Origin of the sequence: Candidatus Avelusimicrobium stercoris, assembly GCF_002437085.1 — a bacterium.
Taxonomy (GTDB): Bacteria; Elusimicrobiota; Elusimicrobia; order Elusimicrobiales; family Elusimicrobiaceae; genus Avelusimicrobium; species Avelusimicrobium stercoris.
Genome location: NZ_DJOA01000049.1, coordinates 1 through 10,348, shown reverse-complemented (window position 1 = coordinate 10,348; position 10,348 = coordinate 1). Strand labels below are relative to the sequence as shown.

Sequence of the window (10,348 nt, the reverse complement as noted above, 5' to 3'; positions counted from 1 at the left end):
ATTGTGAGCAGTAGTTATAAATCGCGGTGGACGTACCCGGATGTGCCTGGTGTATAAAAACGCGTATAAAAGGCCGTTTTGCTCAAATATAAAGGCCTTAACAAGGAGAAAAAAATGAAAGGATTTATTGATGTTGGCCGCACGGCGGCGGGAGGTTTTACACTTATTGAACTTTTAGTAGTTGTGCTTATTATAGGCATTTTATCCGCCGTCGCCCTGCCGCAATACACCAAAGCCGTAGAAAAATCCCGCGTAAGCGAACTTATCCAACAAATTTCTACTTATAAAAAAGCCGCCGAAGTTTATTATTTAGCCAATGGAACTTATTCCAAAGACCCGGAAGCCTTAGATATTTCCTTTCCCAACTGTGTACCCTCGGCATCCGGTTCTGGAACGGCTTGGAGATGCCCAAACTGGAATTTGGACGGAAATAATAATTTGGAGGGCCGGCTTTTAGTGCTTTATTGCCCGCCTAAAAATTCTACTCAAACAAGTTGTGAGCCTACTAATTCCAAAATGATTTTTTGGGCTCCGCTTCCGCACTCGGCAAACCAAAATTTTCAATGTGTAGGCACTGCTTATTTGTGTGATTATGTAAAGAAATCTTTATTTGAATAGGTGATGTCCAGCAACGAAATGGCGCAAAGGCGGAGATTTATGCTGACATTTTGCTGACAACTCTACTGCTTTACAGGTCCGTTATTTCTGTTTATTACAATTACGGTTTTACGACGATAAAAAAGGGCTTTTTAGCCGTTTGTATTGCTAGAAAGCCCTTGTAAATACAACTACCCCCGGCGGGAGTTGAACTCGCAACCTTCTCCTTAGGACGGAGCCGCTCTATCCAATTGAGCTACGGGGGCGTAAAACAGTTATTTAGTGGGTTTTTTACCGCGTTTAGCGGCCTTTTTAGCCTTTGCCGCGGGTGTACCTTTGGCAGAGGCCTTTCCTTTTGCCACGGCCTTTTTAGCGGATACTTTGGACGCAGTTTTTTTCGTGGACGCTTTTTTAGCAGTCGTTTTTGCCGTACTTTTTTTAGCGGATGATTTTTTATCCGCCTTTTTGGCAGCAGACTTTTTGTCTTCGTTTGCCTTTTGCTGGGCAAGCAGCGCGGCGCGCTGTTTTAACAGTTTGGCTAACGAACTTTTGTCTATCGTTTGGCCCAAAATGTTGGTTTTTAAGCGCGGTTGCATTGCCGTATGCAGTTTGCGCGTGCGTAAATCTAATGTAGAGGGTTCCAAAATGCCCGCTTTGTACGCTTCCTTGCGCAGGGTGTTTACGGCGCGCTCTTCAATTTGGCGCACCCGCTCGCGCGACAAGCCCAAAATTTCCGCCACTTCGCCCAACGTCTTGGGCTCGTTGTCATCCAATCCATAGCGCATAATAAGCACTTGGCGGTCGCGGTCGTTTAAATCCTCCATACTTTTTTTGATGCTGTTTTGGTTTTCGTTCTTCAAAAACACATCGTGCGGATTGCCCTTGCCGTCGTCGCTGATTAAGTCTTCCAGAGTGGTTTCGTCCTCGTCGTGGATAAGGGTCGTAAGCGAATCCACGCCCTTGGCGGCGTTTAACGTGTCCATAATGGACTTTACTTGCCGGGCGGTCAAATTGAGTTCCGCGGCCATTTCGTTTAGGGACGGATCGCGTCCGTTGGCTTCCTTTAATTCGTTCCACGCGCGGAACCATTTTTTCAAATTTCCCCAAGCGTGCGACGGAATTTTGATAGAGCCGGACTGTTCCTCAATATATTTTCGGATGTATTGTTCAATCCAATACACGGCATAGGTGGAAAAACGGTAACCCTTTTCGGGTTCAAATTTATCAATCGCTTGCAAAAGCCCCAGGTTGCCTTCTTCAATTAAGTCCATCAGGTCCATACCCGGGCGCTGGAAACGCTTTGCCGTCGGAATAACCAACCGCAAATTCATTTCCATAATTTTATTTTTAGCATCTTTGTCGCCTTGTTTGGCGAGTTTCCACAACCGGTTCATTTCGTCCCGGTCCAGTTCTTGGGTGATTTTGCCCAAATGCTTAAAATATTCATTTACGCTGTCAAGCGACTCGTTTTCCATATACAATATAATATCAAACTTTTTGACGGCGCGAAAGATTTTTGCCTATAAATAGTTGTAGCAAATTGTTTTTCCTACGCGAACGGGAAAAATAGTGTTATAATAAAAAAAGCAGTATGCCATTTTTACGGGAGGAATTATGTCCACGGAAAGACCGTCTAAAACTTTTCTGCAAATAATGTTTATGTGCCTGGGTTTCTTTGGAATCCAATTCGGCTGGGCCCTGCAAATGGGAAATATGAGCGCTATTTATTCGCGTTTGGGCGCTAGTGAGGACCAAATCCCTATGCTGTGGTTGGCCGCCCCGGTTACCGGGCTGCTCGTTCAGCCGCTGGTGGGATATTTTAGCGACCGCACTTGGTGCCGCTTGGGCCGCCGCCGCCCATACTTTTTGGGTGGGGCTATTTTCTCTATGTTTGCGCTGTTTTTAATGCCGCAGGCTTCGGCTATTTGGATGGCGGTTATTGCGTTGTGGATTTTGGATACATCGGTCAATGTGAGTATGGAGCCGTTCCGCGCGTTTGTGGGTGATATCTTGCCGGAAGGCCAGCGCAAAACGGGTTATGCAATGCAGAGCGTAATGATTGGCGCGGGGGCGGTAATAGCCTCTTTTCTGCCGCAGATTTTAACGGCTTGCGGCGTAAGTACAGAAGCACCCTTGGGGCATATTCCCAATACGGTTAAATATTCTTTTTACATCGGTGCCGTGGTGCTGATTGTGGCGATTTTGGCTACGATTAAAACGACGCCTGAATATCCGCCAGCCGATATGGAAGAATTTAACAACCTCAAAAAACAAGCGTTTAATCCGTTTAAAACCGTGCGGGAAATGTTCCGCGCGTTTATCACAATGCCCGTTACGATGCGCCGCTTGGCCGTGGTGCAGTTTTTTACCTGGGCGGCCTTTATGGTAATGTGGGTGTATTTTACGCCGGGTATCGCTTCGGGCGTATTCCACGCCGCGCCCGGTACGGCCGCTTACGAAACCGCCGCCAACTGGGGCAGTTCCTGCTTTGGTATTTATAACGGTGTGGCGTTTGTGTTTGCGTTCGCCTTGCTGTGGCTGACAACCAAGTTTTCCGCCAAGGCCATACACATTGCCTGCTTGACGGTGGGCGGCTTGGGCCTAGGTGCCCTGGGGCTTACGCTGGTGGGGGTACAGTTTACGCAACTGGGACTTATTTTCCCGATGGTGTGCATCGGTATTGCGTGGAGCAGTATTTTATCTATGCCGTATGCAATGCTTTCCAACGCGCTCCCGGCGGACAAAATGGGGTTTTATATGGGCGTGTTTAACTTTTTTATCGTGATTCCGCAGATTTGCGTAAACCTCTTCTTCGGCCCGTTTATGAAGCACGTTTTGGGTGGCAGTGCGATTGCCGCCGTGGGCGTGGGCGGGCTCTTTTTATTCATCGCGGCGGTGTTTACCTTGCGTGTGCACGACCGCCAAACGCAGGAGTAACTTATGAAGATTTTCTTTCGTTTGTCTTATAACACGGTGTGGGGCGAAACGCTCCACGCCGTGTTGTACCGTGCCCACGCAGGCGCGAACGAACGCAAAATAAATATCCCGCTATCCACGCAGGACGGCAAAATTTGGACGGGAAGTATTTTGCTCCTTTTTAAACAACCCGCCGTAATGGCGTACCATTACGAGGTGCGCCGGGGGGATAAAACCGTCCGCCGCGAGTGGCAAAAGGTGGAGCGGACGTTATCCGTTTCGCCGCAGACTTCGGCCTATTATTTAAACGACTCTTGGCGCGAATTGCCCGCACAGGCGCATTTGTATTCGTCCGCGGTAACGGAAGTCTTCCGCCCGCAGACGGTTGAGAAAACGCCCTTGCCGCTTTTTAAACGCACGCTTTTACTGCGTGTTCAGTCCCCGTGCAACGGCGATTTGTACCTCTGCGGCAGTACGGCGCAACTGGGCAACTGGAACCCGGATAAAGCCCTGCCCTTAACGCGCACGCAATTAAACGAGTGGGGGATAACACTAAACGCCGAAGAGCAAACTTTTCCGGCGGAATATAAGTTTATTGTAAAGCATAACGGCGCGGTGTTGTGGGAGGACGGCTTTAACCGCACCTTGGATAATCCTTCGTTAAAGGACGGCGAAGTCTTTGCACGGCAAGATTTACGCCCCTGTTTTACGGGGGAAGCCCCGGTACGGGCGGCGGGGGTGGTTATCCCCGTGTTTTCCTTGCGCAGCGAAACCGGCTGCGGCGTGGGCGATTTCGGCGACTTAAAAAAATTGGCGGATTGGGCGCAGAAAACGGGGCAAAAGGTAATTCAAATTTTGCCTATTAACGATACCACGCTTACGCACACTTGGCAGGATTCTTACCCGTATAACGCTGTCAGCGTGTATGCGTTTCACCCGTTGTATGCAGATGTGCGCCTGTTGCCCGGCGGAAATAAATCGCTGGAAAAGGAACGCAAAAAAATAAATGAACTGCCGCAGGTGAATTACGAAAAAGCCCTGCAATTAAAACTGGAATATTTAAAACGGGCTTTTTTAAACGAGGGAAAAACAATTTTATCTACGCCGCAGTTCCGCCGATTTTTTGCGCAAAATACGCATTGGCTGCCCGCGTATGCAATGTTTTGCACCTTGCGGGACCATTATAAAACGGCGGATTTTTCCAAGTGGGGGAAATACGCCCGATTTTCGTATGATGCGTTGGTGGCCTTTTGCAAACCCGGCGCCAAGGAATACGGCACGGTGTGCTTTTGGTATTATGTGCAATTTTTGCTCCATTGCCAACTGACCGGAGCGGTGCGGTATGCCCGCCAAAAAGGGCTTATTTTAAAGGGGGATATTCCGATAGGTATTTCTCCCAACAGCGCCGAAGCGTGGACGGAGCCGCAACTCTTCCACCTAAACGCGCAGGCCGGGGCTCCGCCGGATGATTTTTCCGCCACCGGGCAAAACTGGGGTTTCCCTACTTACAACTGGGAAGCAATGGCGCAAAACGGCTACCGCTGGTGGACGCGCCGCCTCGCCCATATGGCGCAATATTTTGACGCATACCGCATTGACCACGTGTTGGGTTTCTTCCGCATTTGGCAAATCCCGTTGCACGCAGTGCAGGGGCTTTTGGGCCAGTTTTCGCCCGCGTTGCCGATGAGTGCGGACGAAATAAAGGGGTATGGCCTGCCGTTTGATACTTCATTTACCCGCCCGCACATTACGGCGGAAACGGTGCGCGAAGTGTTTGGCGGTTTGGCGGAAAAAGTATCTAAAAAATATTTAGATATGCAAGTTGACGCAACCTACCAATTAAAGCCCGCTTATGCTACCCAACGCCAAACGGAGCAGGCCTTTGCAAACCAAACGGACGAAAAAGCCCTGCGGATAAAAGAAGGCCTTTTTGCCTTGGCGGACAATGTGCTTTTTGTGCCGGACCATAAGGACCCGTCCAAATTTCACCCGCGTATTTCCGCGCCGACAAGCGAGGCCTACCGCGCCTTGCCCGCGGGAGAACAGCAGGCCTTTACACGGTTGTATAACGAGTATTTCTTCCACCGCCACAACGAGTTTTGGAAGCACGAGGCGATGCAGAAACTTCCGGCCATTACACAAGCCACGCGTATGCTATGCTGCGCGGAGGACTTGGGGATGATTCCCGCCTGCGTGCCAGAGGTATTAAACAAGTTGCAAATTTTATCCTTGGAAATTGAGCGTATGCCCAAGCGGTTGGGCGAAACCTTTGCCGATACGAAAAAATACCCGTATCTGTCGGTGGCGACGCCGTCCACGCACGATATGTCTGTACTGCGCGGCTGGTGGAAGGAAAACCCGGAAAATACCGCGCGCTTTTGGCGTGAGGTGTTGGGAAAAACGGGCGAAGCCCCCGCGGAACTGGACGGGAAAACGGCGGAGGAAATTGTGCGGCTCCATTTAAATAGTCCGTCTATGTTGGCCTTGATTTCGTACCAGGATTGGGCGGCTATGGACGAAGCCCTGCGCGCGCCGGACCCGGAAGCGGAGCGTATTAACGTGCCCGCTAATCCGCGCCATTATTGGCGTTACCGTATGCCCCTTACGCTTGAAAAATTGTTGGACCAAACGGCCTTTAACGATAAAATCAAGCAATTAATTACGGACGCAAACAGATAAAATAAATCCCCCGGTTACCCCGGGGGATTGGTATGTTAATTGAGGAGAAAATAAGTTCCGTCCATTGTGGGGTCAGCCTGCCCATATGTTTTACAAATACGCTGTCCGATACGATTAGTTTCGTGTGCGCGGCACCAATGTTTCCCCGATTGTGTTATTGGGTTTCCAGCAGGGACTTGTACCATATGAAACTCAATAAAGTCGGGTAAGTTTGTTCGTTTTGGGGTGGCAAAGCAAGTGCGTTGTTCTTTACACGAAAAATGCCAAACAGAAGAATCCTCTACCGAAATATCCAAATCTTGCAAATCGTTGGTATAGTGCCCATTTGCTAAATGAAAAACTTCTTGTGCATCTGTTATGGCTTTTAGAACGGTAATTCCTTCGGTTGCCCGTGCCTTGGCAACGGCGATTTCATATTGTGGCAGGGCGACGGCGGCTAAAATGCCGATAATCAACACTACTACTAATAATTCTATTAATGTAAAACCTTTTTCCATATATTCTCCTTACCTGTTTTTGGAAAAAGGCCATTAAAAACGGCTGCTTCCGTTGAGCCAAGTCTAGTAACCCAAACAGAAACAGCCGTGGTTTATTGCCATCCGAAGATGGCAATAAACACTCGGCACAGCATATCCAAAGGATCAGTTGAGATATGTTGTGCCTAAAAACGACTGCTTTTGGACTAGACTTGTGCCGACGGTTTTTCGCCAGCGCACCAGGTTCTGCACCTGGTTCCAAAAACAGAATTAAATTGTTGCAGGCCTTGCGGCTTGCGTGCGACCTTTTTATTATAACAATCTTTTTGCCGCGTTGTCTTTCTAACCCAAATACGGCTTTGACAAGGGGCGTATCAAACGCTATCCTCATAAAAAGGGGGGAAAATATGGGAACAGTACAGGATTTTTTTAAGATACTTCAAAAGCGGCGCTTGCGCAGGCGGGAATTGGGGCGAGTTTACAGCATTATAATCCGCTGGTGGATGAGGCTGTACAGCAGGCCTTTAATATCCCTAAAACGTGGAAACTATTGGCGCAAATGCCGTTTGGCGTGTCCGTCGGCCAAGATGTGGAGAAAACCTTTTTGCCTCAGTCGCGCTTACGCGTAGAAAAATAATATTTTATCCAATAAAAAACCCCCGGTTACCCGGGGGTTGTAAAGTTTCCGGACTAGGACTCGAACCTAGAATGACTGGACCAAAACCAGTAGTGATACCATTTCACCATCCGGAAGTAAATTGTTTCATCACAGCTTAAGCGAGATGAATAACGGAAAATCTGTGCTGAACCCTATTGTACGTCTTTATTGTAGTCCGAACTTTCGGCTTGTGCTTTTCCTACGGATTGGTTTTTTAGTTCTTCCTCGTAGGCTTTCAATATATTTTCTTCCAAGTATTCCCGAAACTCTTGGTTAATGGGGTGAACCATATCCTTGTGGGTTCCATCGGGTAATTTCCGGGAAGGCATACAAAGAAACACGCCTTTTGTCCCTTCTACAATTTTCATATTACGAACTACGAAAGAATCGTCAAACGTTACACTTGCAAACGCCTTTAAGCGATCCTCTCCCATCAGATGTATTCTGACTTCCGTTATTTTCATCTTTTAAACTCCTATGAAATGTCGTAAAGAAAACTATCCGTTCCTTATTTTGTATTTTGCTAACCAAATTTTTTGCATCCTTTTCAGTTTCAACTAAAGCAAAAACCGTGGAGCCGGAACCGGACATCAAAATTGCATCTGTATTTGTTTTTCTCAAATCAAGCAGCACATTTCGTACAGAGTTTGTAAAAGGAACAACGCACTCCTCTAACCGATTAAATAAACAATCTTTCCAAAGGGTCAAAGGACTTGCACATCTAATGTATGTTATTAATTTACTTAATTTTGAAACATTTGTCAATATTTCTTTTTTTTGTGGAAGTTTCAGACGCGCAAAAACGCCCTTCGTGGGCACAATAGTATTGGGGTAGGCCAATACCAAAAAGGGCAGTTTGCCCCCCGCGGGAACGGGGGTTAATTTCTCGCCGATGCCCTCGCCCTTTAAAAAGGTATCCTCGTACATAAAAAGCGGCACGTCTGCGCCCAGTTTGGCGGCAACGCCCAAGAGTTCGTTTTTATCCTTTTTAAAAATTTCGCACAAGGCGAGCAGTACACCCGCCGCATCGGACGAGCCCCCGCCAAGCCCCGCCCCAGTAGGGGTGTGTTTATCAAGCGTCATTTTGATTTTGGCGTTTAACTGGTAATGCGTTAAAAAGGCTTGTGCGGCGCGCCACACAAGGTTGCTTTCGTCCGCGCGCAACAACGAGCCTACCGGGCCCGTCAGCGTTAGCGAAATATTTGTTTTTTCGGCGGGTTCTGCTTCCAGCGTTAAGGTATCGCCGATATTAATTTTGGCAAACAGCGTGGCCAGTTCGTGGTAGCCATTGGGAAGTTTGCCGGTAACCTCCAAAAATAAATTTACTTTGGCCGGGCAAAAGCGGGTGATTTTCATTTTAGTTTGCGCTCCGTATTGTGAACCAAGGAACCCCAGTGGTATTCCTCGGTGGTTAAAAGTTCGCCGTTTTCGGCGTAAATATTGCGGCGGCCTTCCAAAAGTCCGTCGGTGTAAAATTCCTCTAATCTTACTTTCCCGTCGGCAAAATAGCCGAAGCGTTCGCCGTCCAAGCGGTTGTTAGTGTAATGCTCGCGGTACCAAAGCGCGCCGGAGGGGAAATAGAGCAAGCGTTCGCCGTTCAATTTCCCGTCGGTGTAATTTTCTACGCTTTCTTTGTTGCCGTTTGCGTAAAAAGTTTCTTTTGCGCCCTCAATGTGTCCGCGCACAAAGGCTTCCCGTTCGCGCACGGTGCCGTCGTTTTGCGTAACGGTGCGCTCGCCTTCCAGTTGGGAATTTTTGTATGAGCAGCGTGTGTGGAGCATATCGTTTTTTATGGGGGTGAAATATTCGGCCGGGCCTTGTAAAATCCCGTTAATATATTCCTCGCGCGAACTCAGACGGCCGTCATCCTCGTAGCGGGTCAAAAGGCCGTGGAGTTTGTTATTTTTGTAATGCGCTTCGGTTTTTACTTGGCCGTTTTCGTTAAATTCTTTTACTTCACCGTCGGGGATAGTACCTAAAATTTCCAGCGTGGCGCCGTTGGAGGACAAGGTTTCCTCGGCCACCTCTTTGCCATTAATATAAAAGGAGTTCGCTCCTTTGCTGGTTTTCAGCACCGTGCCGGGATAGTGGTGGTGCGGTTTTTCTTCCTTGGGTTTTCCGGCGGCCAGCGCGTGCGTGCGCTCCGTAATGCTGACGAGTTGCCCGTCCTTATATTCTTCGGTAAACGTAACGGAGTTGTCGGTCAGGTTGATAACTTCAAACTTGCCATTTAATTTGCCCCCGGCCAAATGCTTTACGGTTGCGGACGATACAGCCAGTTCCGTTACTTCGCCGTCGGGCAAGGTGCCGGCGGTGTTGATGATGTTTTGTTCTTTATCCAAAAATTCTTTGGCCAGCGGGGTGGCTTTGTAATAGGTGCGCGCGGTTGGCGTGGATACGCAAATAATTTTTTCTTTCATATAAGGTTCCCCCAAGGGATTTGCCCTTATTTTACAAATTTATGCGGCGGTGTTACTTTTTTAATAAAGGGAAAGAGGTAATTGTTGCTTGCCTATTAAGTCATCCCGGGTGGTGGGCGGAGTGCTAGGGTTTGGGAATCTTTTAATAACGACAGATCCTGGACTACGACTTTCCAGGATGACGGCACGACAAGCAACAGATTCCCGAGCGCTCCGCGCCGGCTAACTTCGGGAATGACGACTTTATGAAAAAAGAGGTCATTCTGAACTTGTTTCAGAATCTACCTTATGGGTTGTTAAAAACAACAGAAAAAACTAACAACACAATCGGTAGATCCTGAACCCTATTAATGGACCCCGTACAAAAACTTTACGGGGTGCCGCCTAGCGGTAAGGGTGGCAATTCAGGATGACTTTTATTTTTATAACGACTTTGTTGTATTTCTTTTTGCTGTCATCCCCGAGCGCTCCGCGCCGGCTACTTTCGGGGAAGACAAACAAAGTATGGCTCTGCGTCGTTTTTTTGATTGGTCGTTAAAGGCCCTAAAAGGGCCGTATAAAAGAGTTTTTTCGTCTGGGCCCAAAAAAGGCTTGACTCGTTT

The 10,348-nt window shown here is 48.2% G+C and carries 9 protein-coding genes, 1 tRNA gene and 1 pseudogene; 4 read left to right on the top strand and 7 right to left on the bottom strand.

Translation table 11 applies throughout. From position 1 onward, the window contains the following. Positions 1–114: 114 nt before the first annotated feature. Positions 115–618 carry a type IV pilin protein gene (locus tag B2118_RS07255; RefSeq protein ID WP_428054614.1) on the top strand — a complete coding sequence of 168 codons (504 nt, stop codon included), beginning with the start codon at positions 115–117 and terminating at the stop codon, positions 616–618. 171 nt (positions 619–789) lie between these two features. Here B2118_RS07255 and B2118_RS07250 read toward each other — a convergent pair. Continuing rightward, positions 790–863, bottom strand: a tRNA-Arg gene (locus B2118_RS07250). Between the two features lie 9 nt (positions 864–872). Beyond that, complete coding sequence (locus B2118_RS07245) at positions 873–2,072, bottom strand: sigma-70 family RNA polymerase sigma factor (RefSeq protein ID WP_428054612.1); 1,200 nt, start codon at positions 2,070–2,072, stop codon at positions 873–875. Between the two features lie 139 nt (positions 2,073–2,211). On the opposite strand from B2118_RS07245, the gene B2118_RS07240 reads away from it, so the two are divergent. Then, positions 2,212–3,534 (top strand): MFS transporter, encoded by a 1,323-nt coding sequence (locus B2118_RS07240; protein WP_428054610.1) that lies wholly within the window; start codon positions 2,212–2,214, stop codon positions 3,532–3,534. A 3-nt stretch (positions 3,535–3,537) separates the two neighbouring features. Continuing rightward, positions 3,538–6,192 (top strand): 4-alpha-glucanotransferase, encoded by a 2,655-nt coding sequence (locus tag B2118_RS07235; protein WP_428054608.1) that lies wholly within the window; start codon positions 3,538–3,540, stop codon positions 6,190–6,192. A gap of 35 nt (positions 6,193–6,227) precedes the next feature. Here B2118_RS07235 and B2118_RS07230 read toward each other — a convergent pair whose 3' ends face one another. Next, positions 6,228–6,689 carry a type IV pilin protein gene (locus B2118_RS07230; protein WP_428054606.1) on the bottom strand — a complete coding sequence of 154 codons (462 nt, stop codon included), beginning with the start codon at positions 6,687–6,689 and terminating at the stop codon, positions 6,228–6,230. A gap of 427 nt (positions 6,690–7,116) precedes the next feature. Between B2118_RS07230 and B2118_RS07225 the strand changes: the two are divergent. Next, a pseudogene (locus B2118_RS07225) lies at positions 7,117–7,305 on the top strand (nitroreductase family protein); the annotation flags it as partial. A gap of 173 nt (positions 7,306–7,478) precedes the next feature. Here B2118_RS07225 and B2118_RS07220 read toward each other — a convergent pair. The 4 genes from B2118_RS07220 to B2118_RS07205 all read right to left on the bottom strand — a co-directional run. Then, positions 7,479–7,760 (bottom strand): SpoVG family protein, encoded by a 282-nt coding sequence (locus B2118_RS07220; RefSeq protein WP_428054604.1) that lies wholly within the window; start codon positions 7,758–7,760, stop codon positions 7,479–7,481. Continuing rightward, complete coding sequence (ispE, locus tag B2118_RS07215) at positions 7,717–8,682, bottom strand: 4-(cytidine 5'-diphospho)-2-C-methyl-D-erythritol kinase (protein WP_428054602.1); 966 nt, start codon at positions 8,680–8,682, stop codon at positions 7,717–7,719. Before ispE ends, B2118_RS07220 begins: the two co-directional genes overlap by 44 nt. Continuing rightward, positions 8,679–9,746, bottom strand: coding sequence for a toxin-antitoxin system YwqK family antitoxin (locus tag B2118_RS07210; RefSeq protein WP_428054600.1), 1,068 nt, complete (start codon positions 9,744–9,746; stop codon positions 8,679–8,681). Before B2118_RS07210 ends, ispE begins: the two co-directional genes overlap by 4 nt. Positions 9,747–10,168: 422 nt before the next feature. Then, positions 10,169–10,348 (bottom strand): hypothetical protein (locus B2118_RS07205; protein ID WP_428054598.1); only part of this gene is annotated, 180 nt, incomplete at its 5' end.